Source organism: Pseudomonas sp. NFACC41-3 (assembly GCF_900109505.1).
GTDB classification, from domain to species: Bacteria; Pseudomonadota; Gammaproteobacteria; order Pseudomonadales; family Pseudomonadaceae; genus Aquipseudomonas; species Aquipseudomonas chlororaphis.
Window position 1 is genome coordinate 689,247 of sequence record NZ_FOAE01000005.1, and the last position, 19,446, is coordinate 708,692.

The window sequence follows — 19,446 nt, forward strand, 5'->3', positions numbered from 1 at the left end:
CCCGGGCAAAAATGGTGGAAGAGAGTGAGACTCGAACTCACGACTACCAACTTAAATAGTTGGCGCCCAAGCCACCGGGCATTCTCCCCCATGTATCGGTCTTGCTTCCCTCCTCCCTCAATCAACCGAGTGAGGAGGCACCTTCTTGGCTCGCGCGGATATTGTGGTTGCGCCGGAACAGATTGCCCGCGTCGTAGCGCTTCTTGACCTCAAGCAGCCGCTCGTTATCGCTGCCGAGCAAGACCGCACGCGAGGTGCTCTCGGCAAACGAGTAGTTGGAATACGCCGCGGCGCCATCGTTACCCGCGGTTTCCAGCGCGGCCGCCTTGACCCAGTGGATAAAGGCCTGGTCGTCCCCGGCGTCGATCCAGCGGGCGGAAAACAGAATGCCGTAGCCTCTCGCCTGGAGCGGAAAGGCCGAGTCGCCAGGCGCTGCCGAACGTCGTGTTTTGTTCAAATGCTCGATGGTGATACTGCAGCGCTTGCCCGGCATGCTGGACGCCGCGGTCAGCAAGGCATCCATGGTGCCGCTGGTAAAATCGTCCAGGCAGATCGACTTCCAGTACCCGCGCATCGGCGGCTGGAACCTGTCGTCGAACCAGGCCTGCCAGGCCCTGAAGTCATCCGTGACGTACTGGTGGCTGCCTGCAAGATCCAGCGCCTCTTCCAATGCGCGGATGGCGCCGAGGTCCTGATAGTCGCTGAGGCAGAAATCGATCGATAACACGCAGCGCCCGCTATCCGCGCTCGGGCTGAAGACCGGCGCCAACACCAGGTTCGCCGGGCAATCCTGCTCCATGTAGTTGCCCAGTTGCATCAGCACCCGCGGAACATCCTGGGCAGCCACCGAGATCGAGCCGCAGTAGACCTTGGGCAGCTTCGACAACCGATAACGAAACTCCAGCACCACGCCAAAATTGCCGCCACCGCCACGCAGGGCCCAGAGCAGGTCCTGGTGCTGCGGGTCCTCGGCCCTGACGACCTCGCCGCTGGCGAGCATCACATCGGCGCCGACCAGGTTGTCGCAGGTAAACCCCAGGGTGCCGACGAACCAGCCGATCCCGCCCCCCAGCGTCAGCCCGGCAATCCCGGTATCGCTGACCGTCCCGGTCGGCACCACATACCCCTGAGGGCACAGGGCCGCGTCTATATCTCGCAAGCGAACCCCCGGCTGCACATGGGCAATGCCCTGAAGCACATCGATCCGGACGCCGTTGAAGCCAGAGAAATCGAGTAGCACGCCGCCTTCGGTCGAACCGAAACCGGCAATGTGATGCCCACCGCCGCGGATGGCGAGTTCCAGCCCGTTATCGGCCACCAGCTCAAGCACCGCGCCAATGGCCGCGCGATTCTGGGTACGCACGATGAGCAAGGGATGCAGGTCGTGAATCCGGTTATAGACCTGGCGCCCTTCCTCGTAACCGGGTTCCCCGGGGAAAAGCAGCTCGACCGCCTCATACCCCTGCAGCGCCTGTCGCAGACGTGTTTGCGTGGTAACGTCGTTCATCCTGGCTCAGCCTTCCAGTGCTGCGACAAGCGGCGAACCGAAACCCATGCGCCGGGCGTGGCGGGTCGCGTCCAGGTTGCGGTTGTAAAGATTCTTGTCGGTGCCCTGCTCCATGAAGTGCAGGATCGACCCCACGGCCACACTCGCCATCTCGTCCCACACCGCCGAAGTCATGGCGCCGACATAAGGCGTACAGATGAAACGATCATCCGGCAGGTCGAGCATCTCGATCGGCATATTGATGGTCTTGCCATCCTTGATCAGCGGCGGGGCATCCCAGTTCTTGTCGTCGAACGCCGCACCGGCGATCTTCTCCTCGACAAGGGCCTTGTAGACCGCCTGGCCATCGACCAGGGACGACTCCGAGGTATTGATCAGGATCGCGCTGGGTTTCATCAGGGACAACTCATGCTCCCCGATGAAGCCCAGGGTCGAGTCGTTGTACGGGCACGCCAGGATCACCACGTCGCTGGTTTCCAGCAGCGCATCCAGCGCCAGTCGTTGCGCCTGGGTATCGCGCTCTACCTCGGGCTTTTGCGAGTTGGCGGTGTAGACGATCCTGGAGTTGAAGGCATCGTGCATCATCCTCGCCACCCGCGAGCCGACCTTGCCCATGCCGATGATGCCGATCACCGCATCCTTGAGCAGCGGGGTGTCCGTTTCGTGCAGGCGGCCATTTTTCTGCTCGGTGTGGAAGTAGATCAGCTTGCGGCGCAAGGCAATGACCAGCCCCACCAGGAACTCGCCCATGGCTTCGTACATCACTTTCAAGCCCGGGGTGTTGGTCACCGCGATACCCAGGCGGTCAGCCGCCTCGATATCGACCAGGTGCTCGGCACCCGAAGCCAGGCAGGCCACCAGCTGCAACTTTCCGGCCTGTTGCAGGACCTCTTCGGTGAGGATCTCTTCACCGGCGTGCATATAGATGTGGGCGTCGCCGATAGCGGAAATAACCCGTGCCTGATCGGGAAACGACTCGCCAATCAACACCACCTCATACTGCGAGGGATTCAACTTAGAGATATAGCGTTGAGCCAAACGATCAGCCCCGGAAATAACTACTTTAATTCGTTCCGACACAGTGACACCCCAATAAATTTTAATGGAATATTAAATTTCAAACGCCAAGACATGACGCACTGAAAACAACAGTGATAATTGACGAGTCCTGCCAACGATCGAACAACGCTACACAACATCCACCAGGAGAAGATGCCGGGCGTCAGGCAGGATCGGGCAAAAAGCCAATGACAGACTTATGGACTCGTTATGAGAGCAGATTCGGGAAGGTAATAAATAGCGCGGACAAAGAGGGTCAAGAACATACACATATCCTTATGAGTACGGTGCACTGCGGCACCAGACAATAACAATGCATCCGTTGCATCGCCGAACTTTAAATCCACCTGGAAAGTTCAGGACCCCATAAAAGATCAATATGTTTCCCCTGTCAAGAATTTTCCCCGGGCACAGAAAGCAAATTACATTTTAACTACATCTCGACAATTTCCACGATTCAGCGGCAGCTCCATTAATTGCAAAAAACTAATTAACCATTCCGTGAGTTTTCGAACTCGATGTTCACGATTAAAGTTCTAACGCTTAATTATCCCTGTTCGTACAGATTCATTGTTGACAATACCCCGACACCTCCTGTCTATTAAAAAATAAACACAGCATCGGCAAGGAAGCCTGCGAATGAATGCCCTTATTGCGCCCAGAAAAATAATCTTTGTCGGCTTTGGCTCTATAGCAGAATCGTTCGTTGCACTACTGAGTAAAACTCACGATCTGGATAGTATCGAGCTGGTCGCCATCGATCCGTTACGCCCGCAGCGCCAGGACTTCTTCCAGAGCAGGTACAACCTGAACTTCATTCAGGCCCACCTCGACCCGAACAACCTCAGGGACATACTCACCCCCCTTGTCGAGCGGGACAGCTTTCTCATCAATCTTTCAACCGACGTCTCGAGCCTCGACCTCATCGAGGTCTGCCACGAGGCCGGCGCCCTGTACCTGGACACCTGCATTGAGCCTTGGCCAGGCGGCTACAGCGACCCCGGGCAACCCATGGCCCAGCGCACCAACTACCACCTGCGTGAGCGCATGCTCAAACTGAAAAAGCGCCTGGGCGGCGGGCCGACGGCGGTCGTCGCGCATGGTGCCAATCCCGGGCTGGTCTCCCACTTCGTGAAACAGGCCCTGGTGAATCTGGCCAATGACCTCACCCCAGGTTTCACACCGCCCCAGTGCCAGGAAGACTGGGCCCGCACCAGCAAGGAACTGGGGGTGAAAGTCATTCATATCGCCGAATACGATTCCCAGGTCGCCGTCGAACCCAAGGCCCGGGGAGAGTTTGTCAATACCTGGTCGGTAAACGGCTTTATCAGCGAAGCGCAACAACCCGAGGAGTTGGGGTGGGGTTCCCACGAAAGGACACTTCCCGAGCAGGGTTTCGAACATGAATCCGGGAGCAAGGCCGCCATTTATATAGGCAGACCCGGGGCGACGGTGCAGTTGAAAACATGGACTCCCTACGATCAGGAAACCCTGGGCTTCCTGGTTACCCATAACGAAGCGATTTCCATAGCAGACTTCCTGAGCGGCACTTTCGCCGACGAAGCCTATCGCCCCACCGTCAACTACGCCTACAGGCCCTGTGACCATGCGATTCTTTCACTCATGGAATGGCTGGGTAAAAGCCGCAAAGACCCTTTACTCAAGCGCGTATTGAAGTCCGAAGATATCTCCGGCGGCTCGGACCATCTTGGCGTGCTGTTGATGGGGCACCAGAAAAGTTGCTACTGGTATGGCTCGACGCTCTCCATCGACCAGGCAAGGGAGTTGGCGCCGTTGAATACCGCGACCACCCTGCAAGTCGCGGCGGGTGTTCTATCGGGTTATCTATGGGCCCTGAACCACCCGAATGCGGGAATGGTAGAAGCTGAAGAAATGGACTACCAAGAAGTACTTGGCTATGCGGCCCCTTATTTGGGTGGGTTGCAAGGCTTCTTCTCCGATTGGAACCCGGTGAAGAATGACCCAGGCACCTTTGCCATCAACGACCCGACAGATGTCTGGCAATTCAATAACTTCCTCGTCTAAATAGACCTCCCTTCTTTTATCTGCCTGGGCTGGAAAACTTTCCAGCCTTGAGCACCTTGCGTCGACCGGCCCCAGCGAAACTCCGCCCTCCTGCCGCCTCTGCTGTCACTGCAAACACCCAGACAAGGGCTGTAGCGCTCCCCTCGGCAGCTGCTACGATGCCTGGCTTAACCGCTTCAGCCACCGGCCCTGACAGGAATCGCGCCATGCTCAATGCCCTGCTTTTCGATCTCGACGGCACCCTGACCGACACCGACCAACTGCACCTGCTGGCGTTGCAGCAGTTGTTGCTGGAGGAAGAAGGCCGGGTGTTCACCCATCAAGAGTTCGCGGCCCATGTCAGCGGCCAGGCCAATGCCAATATGTGCCGCTACCTGTTCCCGCAGCGCTCGGTGGCCGAGCACGAGGCTTTCGCCGACCGCAAGGAAGTGCGCTTTCGCCAGCTGTCGCCACGACTGACGCCGATGCCGGGCCTGCTGCGCCTGCTGGATTTCGCCCGGGAACGCGGCATCGGCGTCTGCGTGGTGACCAATGCGCCACGGGCCAATGCCGAGCACATGCTCGACGTGCTGGGGCTGGGCGATCGTTTCGACAGTGTGCTGGTGGCCGAGGAATTGCCGCGGGCCAAGCCCGACCCGCTGCCCTACCTCACCGGCCTGGAATGCCTGGGTGCCAGCGCCGAGGCCGGGATAGCCTTCGAGGACTCGATCCCCGGCCTGACCGCCGCGGTCGGGGCCGGGGTCTTCACCGTCGGCCTGGCCACCAGCCAAAGCCCCGAGGCGTTGCTGGCCGCTGGCGCGCATCTGGTGGTCGAGGATTTCAACGACCCGCGATTGTGGGCGGTGATCGAGCGGATGCTTGGCCCTCGCTGAGACGGGCACTGCCCGGTCCGACCGGAAAACACAGAAATATCCCAAGGCTTTTTCAGTTGTATCTGATGGTCCGGCGCGCGTTGGCTCTTGAAGATAGCGCCCCGCACGCCTGTCGTATCAAGGACCTTCATGAACGCCCTCACCGCCCTCTCCCTGCTGGCCCTGGTTGGCCTTGCAGCCAGCACGGGCCACGCCCAGGAAGACCCCGAACCGGCCCCGCCGGAAGCCACCAGCAGTTGCCTGATCCGGGGCGAGACCATCAAGAGCAGCCTGGAAAAACTCCTGGCCGACCCTGAGCAGCGCCAACTGGCCGGTTTGCAACGGGCGCTGGAACCGCTCAGCGACTATTGCGACGGCCTGCACTTCGAGCACAACCCGCCCCTGCGCCAGGCCGAGTACCAGGTGATATTGCGCCAGATGGAACTCGAGGCCGCGCAGCGTTACGGCGACCCGCGCATCATCGACAAACGCAAGGCCCGGCTGACCCACGCCCTGCAAGTCCTGCAATACGCCCTTGGCGCCCACGGCAACTGAAGCGGTTTCTTGCCCGATAAGCGTTGTCGGCGGCTCGCGCCGGCCAACCCGGGCTTGCTCCAGCGCCAGACTTTCCCCAACAGATTCAACGACCTGTGCCATCCGCTCGGGAGTATTCAGAACTCCTCGCGAATGGGAATGCAACTAATTGTTATGCAAGGAATTTTCTAACATTTAGCTAAGATTGTTCTGACTCGTGCCGATGGATTTTGTAGGACACAGGGAGCAATCTGGAAATGAGAAACAATCAGCCCGTTACACAACGTGAAGTGGCTTTAGGGTCAAACCAGAAACTCATCTCCACCACCGATGCCCATGGCGTCATCAGCTACTGCAACGATGCCTTCGTCGACATCAGCGGTTTCGACCGCGACGACCTGATCGGCGCTCCACAGAACATCGTCCGTCACCCCGATGTCCCCCCCGCGGTATTTGCCCATATGTGGGCGGCGCTGAAACAGGGCCAGCCGTGGATGGGCATCGTCAAGAACCGTTCGAAAAACGGCGACCATTACTGGGTCAACGCCTACGTCACGCCGATTTTCGAGGGCAGCCGGATCGTCGGCTACGAATCGGTCCGGGTCAAACCCAGCGCCGAACAGATCCGCCGCGCGCAAGACCTCTACCAGCGTCTCAACCGCAAGCAGCCGGCCATCCCCCGTCGGCATCTCTGGCAACCGGCCCTGCTGGGCTGGGCGCCGTTCCTGGCCACGGGCCTGGCCGGTGGCCTGAGCGGCCTCTGGCTGGCGCCGCCTTTAGCGCTGGCGGTGGCCGCCGGGATTTCCGTGCCCCTGGCGCTGCTGGCGATGCAGCGCCAGAACCATGCCGCCCAGCGCCTGCTGCAACTGGCCGACTCGTCCACCTGCGACCCGTTGATCGCGCAGATGTACAGCGACGCCCATGGCCCCCAGGCGTGCCTGGAAACCGCCTTCGTCAGCCAGGACGCGCGGCTGAAAACCTGCCTCACCCGCCTGCAGGACAGCGCCGAACAGCTCAATGCCCTGGCCAGCCGCTCCGATACCCTGGCCAGCGACAGCTCCCGTGGCCTGGACCGCCAGCGGGTGGAAACCGAGCAGGTGTCCGCCGCGGTCAACCAGATGGCCGCCACCACCCAGGAAGTGGCCAGCCATGTGCAGCGCACCGCCGACGCCACCCAGGAAGCCAACCAGTTGACCGGGCGTGGGCGCGAAGTGGCCCGCGATACCCGGGAAGCCATCGAACGCCTGTCGCAGGTGGTCGGCGAAACCGGGCAGAACGTGGCGCAACTGGCCAGGGACAGCGACGAGATCGGCACCGTGGTCGATGTGATCAAAAGCATCGCCGACCAGACCAACCTGCTGGCGCTCAACGCGGCCATCGAAGCGGCCCGCGCCGGCGACATGGGCCGCGGTTTCGCGGTGGTGGCCGACGAGGTGCGCCAGCTGGCCCAGCGCACCGCGCAATCCACCCAGCAGATCCATGAGCTGATCACCCAGTTGCAGAGCTCCTCGCAAAACGCCGTGCAGAGCATGGAAAGCGGCCAGCGCCAGGCCGAGGAAGGCGTGGCCCGGGTACTGGAGGCGGACCAGGCGCTGCTGGGCATCAGCGAGGCGGTGGCCAACATCACCGAGATGACCACCCAGATCGCCGCGGCCACCGAGGAGCAGAGCGCGGTCGCCGAGGAAATCAGCCGCAATATCAGCACCATCGCGCAACTGGCCGACCAGACCTCGGAGCAGGCCCATCACTCGGCCGAACTGAGCAAGGAACTGACCCAGACCGCCACCACCCAGTACTCGCTGGTGGAGCGTTTCAACCGCTAGGTTCGGTGTGTGTACGGGTTTATCGCGAGCAAGCTCGCTCCTACAAGTAATGCGCAAACCCTGTAGGAGCGAGCTTGCTCGCGAAAAACGTCAACGATAACGCGTATTGCCCGGTTTAACGCGGTGTGCTGGAGCTCTTCGTCGGAACGCCACCCGGAGACAAGCTCGCGCTTACAAAAGGCCTTAACTGATCGGTATTACGCCAACGCGCGGGCTCTTTTATTCTTCGAAGGACCGTCTCAGTCGGCCGCCAGCTGCTGCCGGTATTCCTTTACATAACCGTTGGCCAACTGGTCCTTCTGCTTGTCGTCGAGGATCTTGCCGGCCATCTGGAAGAACTTCTGCTCTTCTTCCTCCAGGTGGTGATGCACCTTGTCCACCAGCTTCTTCGCCGTGGCCAGCCAGGCCGGGCTGGACATCTCGGTGTCGTCCAATGCCTCCATCAGCTCGTCCATCGCGTGGTGCTCGGCAATCGCGTGCCGGCTCAGGTCGACGCCATTGTCGTGCTCCATCAACGGCAGGTAGAAGAAGCGTTCCTCCGCCGTCTCGTGGGCCTGTACTTCGGCCTTGAGCTGGGCGTAGGCCGCGCTGCGTTCGGGGCTGTCCCCCGAGGTGCGCATCAGTTCGGCAGCGTAGCCGCGCTGGCGTTCATGGCTCTCACGCAGGGCTTCGAATATGTTCACGGGCACATCTCCACGGCAGGCTTGTCTTGACTAGACACTGGCCGTTCGACGGCAGTTCAACCGCAGATAATGGCCGCCCCCCCTCTGTAGGAGCAGCCGGTCGACGTTCGATTGTTCGCGATGACGGACTGGCGTTCGACGCGAAAACCAGAGGGTCCGTGCCGACCTCTCGCCAACAAGCTGGCTCCTACAGGCGGATGGGGGCCAGGCGTTACTGCTCCTCGGTCTTCTGCTCCTGGCAGTCCTTGAGCAGTTGCTGTTCCTTGGCGGTGTGGTCGGCTTCCAGGAAGCTCAACAGGCCGCTGTCGCCCTGGGTGTGCCAGCGGTAGCTGTTCTGCTCGTCGTCGGCGACATACAGCGCGCCGGAGGCTGCGCGGGCGATATGCATCGGTATCAGCTGGCCCTTGTAATACAGGGTGGCGAACGAGGCGCCGTTATCGATGTTCAGGTACACCGCCTGCACCTCTACCCCACCCTCGCAGCGGTAGCTGGCCAGGCTGCTCTGGTACGCCGGCAGTTCCGGCTCGGCCGGGGTCGTCGCGGCCTGGGCGAACAATGGCGCCAGCAGCAAGGTGGTTCCCAGAATCGTTGCAATCTTCAATGTACAGCTCCTTGTTCAGTGCACCTTCATGACAGGCCCCTTTACGACGAAGCAGGCCCCCATAAGTTCAGGCCGGGGTGTCTCAAGGCATTCGCAATTTGCGACAGCCTGTATCCGCCGCCCTTCCGTCAGCGTAAATAAACACCATTAGAATCATAGAGTTAAGCGCCAGTCAAAACTGGCACAGCGGTTGCGAAAGCCCTCGCCTCACGCATAACAAGAGGTTCTGTCATGGCTATTGCAACCCTGCTCCCCGCCACCACCGCCTTTATCCAGCGCGCCCCGCGCATGCTGATCGGCGCCGAATGGGTCGAGGCCGCCGACGGCCAGACCATGCCGCTGCACAACCCGGCCACCGGCGAACAACTGTGCGTGGTGCCGCGGGCCACGGTGGACGATGTCGACCGCGCGGTGCTGGCCGCGCGCCAGGCCTTTGACGATTCGCCCTGGAGCCGCACCCGGCCGCGGGAGCGGCAGAACCTGCTGTGGAAACTCGCCGACCTGATGCAGCGCGACGCCGAGCTGCTGGCGCAACTGGAATGCCTGAACAACGGCAAGAGCGCCGCGGTGGCCCAGGCCATGGACGTGCAACTGGCCATCGACTTTTTGCGCTACATGGCCGGCTGGGCGACCAAGATCGAAGGCAGCAGCGTCGAGGTTTCCGTGCCGCTGATGCCCGACCAGCAGTTCCACAGTTTCATCCGCCGCGAGGCGGTGGGCGTGGTTGGCGCCATCGTCGCCTGGAACTTCCCGCTGCTGTTGGCCTGCTGGAAGCTCGGCCCGGCCCTGGCCACCGGCTGCACCGTGGTGCTCAAGCCGGCCGACGAGACCCCGCTGACCGCGCTGAAACTCGCCGAGCTGGTGCAGGAAGCCGGCTACCCCGACGGCGTGTTCAACGTGGTCACCGGCACCGGCATCACCGCGGGCTCGGCCCTGACCCACAACCCGCGGGTGGACAAGCTGACCTTCACCGGCTCCACCGCGGTGGGCAAGGAAATCGGCAAGATCGCCATGGACAACATGACCCGGGTCACCCTGGAACTGGGCGGCAAGTCGCCAACCATTGTCATGGCCGATGCCGACCTGGGCAGCGCCGCGGCCGGCGCCGCCAGCGCGATCTTCTTCAACCAGGGCCAGGTCTGCTGCGCCGGCTCCAGGCTGTATGTGCAGCGCAAGCATTTCGACAATGTGGTGGCCGATATCGCCGGCATCGCCAACGCCATGAAGCTCGGCAGCGGCCTGGACACCAGCGTCGACATGGGCCCACTGATCTCCGCCCGGCAGCAGGAGCGGGTCTGGCGCTATATCGAGATGGGCCGGGACAGCGGCGCCACCCTCGCCTGCGGCGGCGAGCGGTTCGGCCCCGGTTATTTCGTCAAACCGACGGTGATAGTCGACGTCGACCAGCAGCATTCGCTGGTGCAGGAAGAGATCTTCGGCCCGGTGCTGGTGGCGATTCCCTTCGACGACGAAGCCGATGCCCTGCGCCTGGCCAACGACAGCCCCTACGGCCTGGGCGCGAGCATCTGGTCCAACGACCTGGCGGCGGTGCATCGGATGATCCCGCGGATCCAGTCCGGCTCGGTCTGGGTCAACTGCCACAGCGCCCTCGACCCGGCGCTGCCGTTCGGTGGCTACAAGATGTCCGGCGTGGGCCGGGAAATGGGTTACGCGGCGATCGAGCATTACACCGAGCTGAAATCGGTGCTGATCAAGCTCTGATCCGCGACAACACATAGCACCTCGCACTCGCGCAAGCGCTTCTCCACGGCGGCGCCGGGGTTTGTCCGGCGTCTCCCGACGACTGGTTTAGCGTCGCCGCCCCGCTGCCCGGCCCGCGCCCCGAACGGCTGCTACGCTCAGCCCGAGCCGGCTCGACAGCTCCCCTGCGGGCCTGGCTCACCCACCTTCAACCCACACCTCATCACCACCGAAAACCCGAGGGAAGCATCATGGGATCAAATGGATATGATCACGACGGGGTCCAATGCGGATGCCACAACCCCATCTGGAACGCTCTGAAGGACACACTCGACCCGGCCAGCCATACCGCCAGCCAGCCACAGGACGCCAATGAGCTGGCCAGGGAACCGGCCGGCGAGTCCATCATCTTTACCAACGGCACCATCTACCCCTTGCGCGACGGCAACATGGACGAACGGGTCGAGGCCCTGGGCATCCACGCCGGCGACGTGGTCGCATCCGGCACCCTGGCCGCCGTCGAAGCCCGCATGAACGCCCTGGGCATCACCTACAAAAAGCAGTCGTTGAACGGCAAGACCCTGTTGCCCGGCCTGATCGAACCCCACGCCCATATCGTGCAGAGCTGCGCCATGGAAGGCTGGCTGAACCTGGGGGCCATCGATACCGACAACCCCGATGAGCACAAGAACCAGCGGCTACGGCCCACCTACGACTGGCTCTGGTTGAAAAGCACCATCCAGGCCAACCTGCCCAAGGACAACTCGACCTGGATCCTCGGCCATCAGGTCGATCCGGCGCTGATGCCGTTCCAGGTCGTACCCCATGGCCTGAACAAACTCATCACCTTCCACTGTGGCCCCGGCGACGACATCGGCAACCTGGACACCATCGACAAGCAGCACCCGATGCTGCTGATCAGCGCGTCCATGCACACCGCCTACCTGAACACCGCGGCCAGCGATGCGGTGTTCGAGAAAACTGGCGTCAGGGCCGACAACGGTGTCCTGCAGGAAGCCCAGGTGCTGGCCGCCATCAAGAGCATTCCCCTCAGGCAGCAGCTGGAAATACTCAATATCTTCAAGCACCTCGAAGACTACTTCGACAAGGCTGCCCGCCGCGGCATCACCCTGCTCTACGACGCGATGATGGACCCCCAGTCGAAGCTGGTACTGGGCGCCTACTTCCTGACCCGCCCCCGCAAGCTGCGGATCGGTTACGCCGCCGCCTGCGATGGCACGCCCGAGGCCATCGGCAAGCTGCCGCGCTACCAGCCGGTCAGCCGGGAACAGGCCAAGCGCTTCTACCAGGGCTCGGTCAAGCTGGTGTCGGACGGCTCCAACCAGGGGCTGACGGGCTACCAGGCCACGCGCTACTGCTGCGAGGCGACGCGGCCGGTGGGCAACTTCAATTTCTGCGACCAGGACCATACGCCGGTCACCACACCCGATGCCTACAAGACCGTGGTGCGCAATGCCGTCGAAACCGGCTGGCCGCTGATGATCCACGCCAACGGCGACCGGGCCATCGAGTTCACCCTGCAAGCCTACGAGGCGGCCTTGCAGGGTGGCAGCGCCCTGGAAAAACGCCACCGCATCGAGCACTGCTCGCTGCTGACCGCGGGCACCCTGCAGACCCTGCAGCGCCTGGGCCTGTCGCCAAGCTTCCTGATCGGTCATGTCGGCTACTGGGGCTACGCCTTCAAACAGGCGATCTTCGAAGGCAAGGCCGAGCAGATGCTCGACCTGTGCCAGTCGGCCCTGGACCACAACCTGAGAGTGACCCTGCACAGCGACTGTTCGGTAACGCCGTTGGGGCCGCTGCGCTCCATGGAACAGGCGGTGACCCGCAAGATGGAAGGCATTCGCGATGCCCAGGGGCGGTTCGTCCATGACCCAAGGCTGCAACCGATCCTCAATGAAGCCGAGTGCCTGACGCGCAAGCAGGCCCTGAAAGCCATCACCTATGACGCGGCCTGGCAGTGCCACGCCGAGGGCTGGACCGGGTCCCTGCAGGACGGTTATTTCGCGGACCTGGTGATTCTCGAGCAGGATCCCCTCGACGAGAAAGTGCCGGCCACCCACATCAGGGACATCAAGGTCTGTGAAACCTGGAAAGGCGGCCACCGGGTGTACGTCAATCCCGATAGCTGATCGTTAGCTGTCGCAAGCCGGGCGGCGGGGTTTGGATGGCCGCTGCGCGGATCGCGAGCAAGCTCGCTCCTACAAGGGCGTCTCATCTTCTGTAGGAGCGAGCTTGCTCGCGATCAATCGTCCAGGCACCACACATCCGGCGATCGATCGTTGGTGCCTTTGCGGCGGCTGCGCCGTCGATCGCAGCCTGCGGCAGCGGCTACAAAAGCCGCCCCGTCGCCTCAAGGCTGGTATCCCTGCCCCAGCAACCAGCCACGCACGGCCTTGTCCTGCTCCGCGCTCAGGCCCACCAGCAGCTGTTGCGCCGGTTCGTTGGGCAAGCGGCGCAACAGCGGCGCCAGCTCCACCCCTTGCACATGCCAGATGCCCAGCGGCTGGTCCGGGGTGATCACCACCTCGGCTTCGTCCACCAGGCCATCGCGCAATACCGGGGCACGCTCGATGCGCAGGGCGGAAAAATCCGCGACGCGATGCGCCGGCTCGCGGTCCGGCCATTGCCGGCGCGCCTGCCAGAACGGCTGCTCGGCCCAGCGCTGCTCGTCGGCGTAGAAATCGCGGCCGATGCGGGCAAAACGCAGGAACAGCTGCTCCACCCGCTGAGCATGGAAGCGCTGCGCCAGGGCCTCGCGTTCGGGCCGTTGCAGCAGCGTGTTGATCACCGCCGGCGCCTGCAACGCCGAGGACAGCGACTGGAAGATGCCGTTGCCCGACAGCGGGTCCACGGCCATGGCCGCATCGCCCACGCGAATCCAGTTGGCGCCACACACCTGCGGGCACAGGATCGCCGTGCTGCTGCGCGCGTGCAGTTGTACATCGAGCTGCGGCGCTGCGCCGAAAAACGCCCGCGCCAGGGCCGAACCCTGGCGCCGCTGGCGGCAGTAATCCAGCAACTGCGCCTTGCCCGGCAGCGCGGCGCTGGCCACGTCCACCGTCAGTTGCCAGTAACACTGGCCGTCGGCCTGGCGCGCCATCCAGGCCCAGCCGTCTTCCAGGCTGTGCACGGCGCTGGCAGTGCTGCCCGGCGCGCCCTGCCAGCGGTTGAGCAGGCTGAGGGTTTCCGGGCCCCGCAGGCCTTTGCCCAGTTCTTTACTCAATGCAGGCGCCTGACGCCCGCGGGCCTCCACCAGAAAATCCGCGAGGCGCTCGGCCTGCCCCTCGATCCGCAGCCGATGCTCGTTCGCCGTCGACTGCACCTCCAGCACCCGGCTCTCGATCAGCTCGACCCCGGCCTCGCGCAGATCCTCGCGCAGGCCGCGATCGAAGCGCGGGCGATCCAGCAGGTATTCGACGTTCTGCGCATGGCTCTGGCCGTTCCACACCACCTGACGCTGGGACGCCTGCAACGCCGCCTCCAGCCCACGCCCCAGGCCGGCGCCACGCAGGGCTTCGAGCACCCGCAGCGACACCCCTTCGAGCGCCGGGAAACGCCGCCACTCGCTGACCAGCGCCACCGCGTAGCCCAGGCGGCGCAAGCCCAGGGCCACCGCGGCCCCCGCCGGGCCGGCGCCGAGCACCAGGATCGGCTTCATGTCCAGCCGCGCCGTTCGGGGCCGTGATAGCGGGCGTGGGTCCGCAGCCACTGGACCACCTGCGGGTTGTCGGCGTCGCGGTGTTCGCCGAGGTAGCCGGCGATATGCCCGCTCAATGCCGCGCAGCCCAGGCTGGCGCCGGACTGGCCGGGGTGGCTGCCCTGCACACAGGCGGCGAAGTCGGCCTGCTGGCTGTCGAGCCACGACCATTCGCCGGGGGTGCAACGGGCATCGCCGGTGACCCGCAGCACGCCCGGGTAACGCGCCGGGTACACCCCTTCGCCCTGGGCCGGCGTCGAGGCGCACAACAGCACGCCACGGGCCAGGGCGGCCGCGCAGGCTTCGCGCAACAGGCGGCGGTCCTGGCGCAGCCCCAGGCTGAGGTTGACCAGCCGCACCTGCTGGCTCACCAGCCAGTCCAGGGCGCTGGCGATCTGCAACGCACTGGTCACCCCGCGCTGGTCGAACACCTGGGCCACACAGAAACGCGCCTTGGGCGCCCGCGCACTGATCGCCTCGATGATCGCGCTGCCGTGGCCGAGGGGGTCTTCGCGCAAGTCGCCCTCGCCCACCCCGTCTTCCACCAGATAGAAGCGCCGCCCGGCCACCACCTGCGGGCGTTGCACAGCCGTATGCCCGCTGTCGATCACGCCGATCCGCAGCTCAGGCTTCATGGGGCACCTTCACGGAGTACAAGACGCCGTCCACCAGCTCGAAGCGCAGGTCGGCGTCGGCCAGGGTCGACGGCCGATGGCTGATCAGGATCCGCGTGCGCCCGGCGAACAGCCGGTCGATGGCCTCGATCACTTCGCGCTCGGTGCTTTCGTCCACCGCCGAGGTGGCTTCGTCCAGTACCAGGATCAACGGGTCCTGGAGCAGCGCGCGGGCAATCGCGATCCGTTGTTTCTGCCCGCCGGACAGCTGCTGGCCGCGCTCGCCCAACGGGCTGTCCAGGCCCTCGGGCAGCGCTTCGATCAGGCTGTCCAGTTGCGCCAGCCGCGCCACCTCGGCCACCGCCGCACGCGGTGCGTCGGGCACGCTGTAGGCCAGGTTGTCGGCCAGGCTGCCGCGGAACAGCACGATGTCCTGGCTGACCACGGCGATGCGTCGGCGCAGCTCGAACAGGTCGAGCTGGCGCAGGTCGATACCGTCCAGCAGCACCTGCCCGGACTGCGGGTCGTGGTGGCGTTGCAGCAGGTCGATCAGGGTCGACTTACCGACCCCGGAACCGCCGCCCAGGGCCACCTTCAGGCCATAGGGAATGCGCGCCTCGATGCCACGCAGGGTGCTCGGTCGCCCCGGATGGCTGAAGTGCAGATCACGAAAAGACAGCTCGCCGCCGCTGGGCATCGGCAGCGGTTGCGCCGGCGTGGTCACGCTCGGTTGTTCGCCGCGCAGTTCCATGACCCGGCCCAGGCTGACGCTCATGCGCTGGATCGCCACGTACAGCCCCAACAGGCTCTGCACCGGCCCCACGGCCATGCCCAGGTAAGTGGAAAAGGCGATCAGCGCGCCTAGTTGCCAGGTGCCCTGCACCACCCAATAACCGCCGATCAGGAACGCACAGGCCCGCGACAGCGAGGTCAGGGTGCCGGGCACCGCCTGGGTGAAGAACTCACTGACCTGCAGGCGCAGCAACTGGCTCATATAGCCCTGCCCCAACTGCTCCAGGCGCCGCGCCTCGCGCTGCTGCTGGCCGGCGCTCTGGATGAACTTCATCACCGGCAGGGTCTCGACCATGAACGACGACATGTCCGCCGAACGCTCGCGCAGTTGCCGCACATCGCGCTCGACCTTGCGCCGCATCCAGCGCAGCCAGAGCACATCCAGCGGAATCAGCAGCAGCGCCAGCAGCGACAGCTGCCAGGACAGGGTCACCAGCAGCGCCAGGGCCACCACCAGGCCGATCACGCTGGACACCGCGGAGAACAGCGAGTCGACGGCAAAGCGCTGGATCTCCGCCACGTCGCCATCGAGCCGCGACATCAGGTCGCCGATCCGCCGCTGGCCGTAGAAGCTCGGCGACAGGCGCTGCAAATGCCGGTACAGGTCGTCGCGCAGGGCGAACAGGATCCGCCCCGACAAGCGCGTGTGCAGGTAGCGGTTGATGCCCGACAACGCGGTGCCCAGCAGCCCGGCGAGAATCATCAGCCCGGCGATCCACGCCAGCATCGGGAAATTGCGCGCCAGCAGGCCGTCGTCGATCAGCAGCTTGGTCAGCCACGGCTGCACCAGCACCAGCAACGAGGCGCAGACCGACAGTGCCAGCAACCCGGCGATGGCCAGGCGCTGCGGGCGGACAAACCCGTACAGCCAGCGCAAGGCGGCTTGCAGGGCCGCGGGGTCGGGGCTGTCCACCAGCCGGCTGAGCAGGCGCGACATCAGCTGCGCAACTGCTTGAGCTTGCGGTACAGGGTCGCGCGACTGATGCCCAGGGCATCGGCGGCGGCGGAAACATTGCCCTGGTGGTTGTCCAGTGCCTGGCGGATCAGTTCCAGCTGGTTCTCGCGGATGCTGCCGCTGGCCGGGCGTTCGCTGGCGTTGAGATCGTCGAGCATGCTGTCGGGCAGGTGCTCCAGGCCCAGGGCCGCGTCGCCCTCCTCGCGCATCGCCAGGGCGGTGCGCAGGACCATCTCCAGCTGGCGGATATTGCCCGGCCAGTGATAGCCGGCCAGCAGTTGGCGCAGGTCCTCGGCCAGGGCCGCGCCGGGGCTGCCGAGCTTGGCCAGGAGCACGTCCAACAACGCGTCGAAGTCCTCGCGCTCGCGCAGCGCCGGGAGCATCACGCTGATGCCGTTGACCCGGTAGAACAGGTCCTCGCGAAACTGCTTGTCGGCCACCTGCTGCTTGAGGTCGCGGTGGGTGGCGCAGATCAGCGCCACATCGATGTCCTGCTCTTCGCCAGCGCCCAGCGGCGCTACCTTGCGGTCCTGCAGCACCCGCAACAGGCGCGCCTGCAAGGCCAGCGGCATATCGCCGATTTCATCGAGGAACAGGGTGCCGCCATGGGCCTGTTGCAGGCGGCCGATCATGCCGCCACGGCGCGAGCCGGTGAAGGCGCCCTCGCGATAACCGAACAGCTCCGACTCGATCAGGCCCTCGGGGATCGCCGCGCAGTTGACCGCGATAAAGGGCTTGTCGGCGCGACTGCCCGCCATGTGCAGGGCGCGGGCGATGACCTCCTTGCCGGTGCCGGTTTCCCCCAGCAGCAACACCGGCAAGGCATTGGCCAGGCCCTGCCGGGCCATGCGCAAGGCCCGGGCATAACGGCTGTTGCTGCCGGCCAGGGTGTCGAGTTGCGGGTCGGGCTGCGCCTGGCTGGGGGCGCTTTTCGACGTGCCGCGCGGCACGCTGCTGAGGTTGATCGAGCGTTGCGGGGCGCGCAGGGTCTTGTAGAAAAACTCGCCCTTGGCGGTCTGCAGGCTGCCGATGCCACCCTGTTGCAAACGGCCGAGCAGTTGCACGCCATCCACGCCGAGAAACTCTTCACAACGCCGCCCGACCAGTGCCGAACGCTCGGCGCGCAACAACTGGCAGGCCTGGGCGCTGACCGCCAGGATCTGCCCGCCGAGACTGACCGCGAGCAAGCCTTGCCACGGCGATTCGAGATACTGCCGACGACTGTGGAACGCCAGGACAATCTGCTCGGGAAAGCTGTTGTTGAACACCCGGCTCTCGATCTGGCTGACCGCCATGCTCAGCAGCGCGGTGCTGTCGTGGATGCGGCCGAGCGGGCCTTCGCGGGTCAGGTCGAGCACGCCGAGGATCTCGCCCTGGGGGCAATGGATGGGCACCGAGGTGCAGGAGAAATGGCTCAGGCGATCCAGGTAATGTTCGCCGCAGTCGATCAGGGTGGTGCGTGCTTCCACCAGCGCCGTGCCCAGGGCATTGGTGCCACGGGTGGCTTCGCTCCAGCAGGCGCCGAGGGTGATGTCCTGCACGCCGCTGCCCTTGAGCCGGTCGGCCCGGCCTTCGATCGACAGAATGGTGGCGTCGGCATTGGCCAGGATAATCAGGCCGTCCTGGCCCTGGCACTCGGCCAGGTAGTCGATGGCGGGTATTGCCGCGTCGAGCAGCAGGCGATTGCTCGCCAGCAGCACCTCGAGGCTGGCGCCGGATTCCAGGGTCAACTCCGGCTGGCCATTGAAGTGCACGCCATGGCTTAGGCTGCGCCGCCATGACGCATCGATTTCCGCACGCAATACGCCATCGGGGACTGCGCCTTCCAGATGGAGTTTTTTGCGCGCCAGCCCGGCTTGGTGCTGCAGCTCGCCGGTTGTTGTTTTTATAAGCGTCATCAAGCGCTCCGAATCGGTCCGCCCGGCACCTCCCCGGTCCATTCCCTTGGGTTGCGAGGGGCACGCAAGCCATGGGCAATGTCTACACCCGGTTCAGAAGGCAGTAAAGGGAAGTTTGGCCCGTGGCCAGCCCTGCCCTTACAGAAGCAAAACCTGCGCCACGGGACAAACCGCGCCGAAGCATCTTGACGTTAACGTAAAGCGGATGGCAAGTGCCGTATGGCATCCGGTTCCCCTGCTACTCACTGCTCGCCTGGCGGTAAAACGGCCCAGTAAATGACCAGTCTGAACAGGGGAACATAAAGCAGGTAATGCGGACAGGCTGCCAACTAAGTCCCTTTATATTCTGAAATGACTTATTGCCAATACTTACAAGAAGCCATGGTCATTCTTTAGTGGAGTTATAAAGACAACTTTGCACTATTACCACTCGCACTTATCTTCATAGCCACCAGTAACACCACCCTTTCCCTGGCCAAGTCAGTTATCCGTCAAAGCTGAAACCGCTCAAAACTTCAGAGGCATCTTACTGTTTTAAATAAATAAAAAAATATTATCGGGCACTATAAAATAATGACTACGCTGATCTTGCTGGATGCGAACGGACAGAACGCGAGTCGACAAGGAGGTCGAAGTCATGCGTCGGAACACACTATTGCCC

14 protein-coding genes and 1 tRNA gene are annotated in these 19,446 nt (G+C 63.6%); 6 read left to right on the forward strand and 9 right to left on the reverse strand.

Going from position 1 to position 19,446, the window contains the following annotated elements:
• Nucleotides 1-16: 16 nt before the first annotated feature.
• The 3 genes from BMY68_RS24545 to BMY68_RS24555 all read right to left on the reverse strand — a co-directional run bounded on the left by BMY68_RS24545 (nucleotide 17) and on the right by BMY68_RS24555 (nucleotide 2,587).
• Nucleotides 17-89 (reverse strand) — tRNA-Lys (locus tag BMY68_RS24545).
• A gap of 32 nt (nucleotides 90-121) precedes the next feature.
• Nucleotides 122-1,507, reverse strand: a complete 1,386-nt coding sequence (locus BMY68_RS24550; RefSeq protein WP_085533839.1) for an FAD-binding oxidoreductase — start codon at nucleotides 1,505-1,507, stop codon at nucleotides 122-124.
• A gap of 6 nt (nucleotides 1,508-1,513) precedes the next feature.
• Nucleotides 1,514-2,587, reverse strand: a complete 1,074-nt coding sequence (locus tag BMY68_RS24555; protein WP_085533837.1) for a 2-hydroxyacid dehydrogenase — start codon at nucleotides 2,585-2,587, stop codon at nucleotides 1,514-1,516.
• 618 nt (nucleotides 2,588-3,205) lie between these two features.
• On the opposite strand from BMY68_RS24555, the gene BMY68_RS24560 reads away from it, so the two are divergent.
• The 4 genes from BMY68_RS24560 to BMY68_RS24575 all read left to right on the forward strand — a co-directional run bounded on the left by BMY68_RS24560 (nucleotide 3,206) and on the right by BMY68_RS24575 (nucleotide 7,820).
• On the forward strand, nucleotides 3,206-4,612 hold the full coding sequence (locus BMY68_RS24560) for a saccharopine dehydrogenase NADP-binding domain-containing protein (protein ID WP_085533834.1): 1,407 nt from the start codon (nucleotides 3,206-3,208) through the stop codon (nucleotides 4,610-4,612).
• Nucleotides 4,613-4,818: 206 nt separating this feature from the next.
• Nucleotides 4,819-5,484: an HAD family hydrolase gene (locus BMY68_RS24565; RefSeq protein WP_009044846.1), complete on the forward strand. Its 666-nt coding sequence runs from the start codon at nucleotides 4,819-4,821 to the stop codon at nucleotides 5,482-5,484.
• Between the two features lie 129 nt (nucleotides 5,485-5,613).
• Nucleotides 5,614-6,018, forward strand: a complete 405-nt coding sequence (locus BMY68_RS24570; protein ID WP_009044847.1) for a DUF1090 family protein — start codon at nucleotides 5,614-5,616, stop codon at nucleotides 6,016-6,018.
• A 236-nt stretch (nucleotides 6,019-6,254) separates the two neighbouring features.
• Complete coding sequence (locus BMY68_RS24575; RefSeq protein WP_085533832.1) at nucleotides 6,255-7,820, forward strand: methyl-accepting chemotaxis protein; 1,566 nt, start codon at nucleotides 6,255-6,257, stop codon at nucleotides 7,818-7,820.
• A gap of 239 nt (nucleotides 7,821-8,059) precedes the next feature.
• On the opposite strand, the gene BMY68_RS24580 is transcribed toward BMY68_RS24575, so the two are convergent.
• On the reverse strand, nucleotides 8,060-8,503 hold the full coding sequence (locus BMY68_RS24580) for a hemerythrin domain-containing protein (RefSeq protein ID WP_009044849.1): 444 nt from the start codon (nucleotides 8,501-8,503) through the stop codon (nucleotides 8,060-8,062).
• 211 nt (nucleotides 8,504-8,714) lie between these two features.
• Nucleotides 8,715-9,104, reverse strand: coding sequence for an MliC family protein (locus tag BMY68_RS24585; protein WP_009044850.1), 390 nt, complete (start codon nucleotides 9,102-9,104; stop codon nucleotides 8,715-8,717).
• A 231-nt stretch (nucleotides 9,105-9,335) separates the two neighbouring features.
• Between BMY68_RS24585 and BMY68_RS24590 the strand changes: the two genes are divergently transcribed.
• Complete coding sequence (locus tag BMY68_RS24590; RefSeq protein WP_085533830.1) at nucleotides 9,336-10,826, forward strand: aldehyde dehydrogenase family protein; 1,491 nt, start codon at nucleotides 9,336-9,338, stop codon at nucleotides 10,824-10,826.
• 230 nt (nucleotides 10,827-11,056) lie between these two features.
• Entirely contained in the window at nucleotides 11,057-12,958 is a 1,902-nt protein-coding gene (locus BMY68_RS24595) for an amidohydrolase (RefSeq protein WP_009044852.1), read from the forward strand.
• A gap of 221 nt (nucleotides 12,959-13,179) precedes the next feature.
• Here BMY68_RS24595 and BMY68_RS24600 read toward each other — a convergent pair whose 3' ends face one another.
• The 4 genes from BMY68_RS24600 to BMY68_RS24615 are packed head-to-tail and all read right to left on the reverse strand — an operon-like array spanning nucleotide 13,180 to nucleotide 18,785.
• On the reverse strand, nucleotides 13,180-14,487 hold the full coding sequence (locus tag BMY68_RS24600; protein ID WP_085533828.1) for a flavin-dependent monooxygenase QhpG: 1,308 nt from the start codon (nucleotides 14,485-14,487) through the stop codon (nucleotides 13,180-13,182).
• Nucleotides 14,484-15,161, reverse strand: coding sequence for a subtilisin-like serine protease QhpE (locus BMY68_RS24605; RefSeq protein WP_085533826.1), 678 nt, complete (start codon nucleotides 15,159-15,161; stop codon nucleotides 14,484-14,486). The genes BMY68_RS24600 and BMY68_RS24605 overlap by 4 nt, the downstream gene beginning before the upstream one ends.
• Nucleotides 15,151-16,869: an ABC transporter ATP-binding protein gene (locus BMY68_RS24610; RefSeq protein ID WP_085533824.1), complete on the reverse strand. Its 1,719-nt coding sequence runs from the start codon at nucleotides 16,867-16,869 to the stop codon at nucleotides 15,151-15,153. The genes BMY68_RS24605 and BMY68_RS24610 overlap by 11 nt, the downstream gene beginning before the upstream one ends.
• Nucleotides 16,869-18,785 (reverse strand): sigma-54-dependent Fis family transcriptional regulator, encoded by a 1,917-nt coding sequence (locus tag BMY68_RS24615; RefSeq protein ID WP_085533822.1) that lies wholly within the window; start codon nucleotides 18,783-18,785, stop codon nucleotides 16,869-16,871. Before BMY68_RS24615 ends, BMY68_RS24610 begins: the two co-directional genes overlap by 1 nt.
• Nucleotides 18,786-19,446: the final 661 nt, after the last annotated feature.

Bases quoted from the DNA above. Each gene is read 5' to 3' on its own strand.
- BMY68_RS24575 (WP_085533832.1), top strand. From the start codon at position 6,255: ATGAGAAACAATCAGCCCGTTACACAACGTGAAGTGGCTTTAGGGTCA.
- BMY68_RS24560 (WP_085533834.1), top strand. From the start codon at position 3,206: ATGAATGCCCTTATTGCGCCCAGAAAAATAATCTTTGTCGGCTTTGGC.
- BMY68_RS24605 (WP_085533826.1), bottom strand. From the start codon at position 15,161: ATGAAGCCTGAGCTGCGGATCGGCGTGATCGACAGCGGGCATACGGCT.
- BMY68_RS24615 (WP_085533822.1), bottom strand. From the start codon at position 18,785: ATGACGCTTATAAAAACAACAACCGGCGAGCTGCAGCACCAAGCCGGG.
- BMY68_RS24550 (WP_085533839.1), bottom strand. From the start codon at position 1,507: ATGAACGACGTTACCACGCAAACACGTCTGCGACAGGCGCTGCAGGGG.
- BMY68_RS24565 (WP_009044846.1), top strand. From the start codon at position 4,819: ATGCTCAATGCCCTGCTTTTCGATCTCGACGGCACCCTGACCGACACC.
- BMY68_RS24610 (WP_085533824.1), bottom strand. From the start codon at position 16,869: ATGTCGCGCCTGCTCAGCCGGCTGGTGGACAGCCCCGACCCCGCGGCC.
- BMY68_RS24595 (WP_009044852.1), top strand. From the start codon at position 11,057: ATGGGATCAAATGGATATGATCACGACGGGGTCCAATGCGGATGCCAC.
- BMY68_RS24590 (WP_085533830.1), top strand. From the start codon at position 9,336: ATGGCTATTGCAACCCTGCTCCCCGCCACCACCGCCTTTATCCAGCGC.
- BMY68_RS24600 (WP_085533828.1), bottom strand. From the start codon at position 14,487: ATGAAGCCGATCCTGGTGCTCGGCGCCGGCCCGGCGGGGGCCGCGGTG.
- BMY68_RS24570 (WP_009044847.1), top strand. From the start codon at position 5,614: ATGAACGCCCTCACCGCCCTCTCCCTGCTGGCCCTGGTTGGCCTTGCA.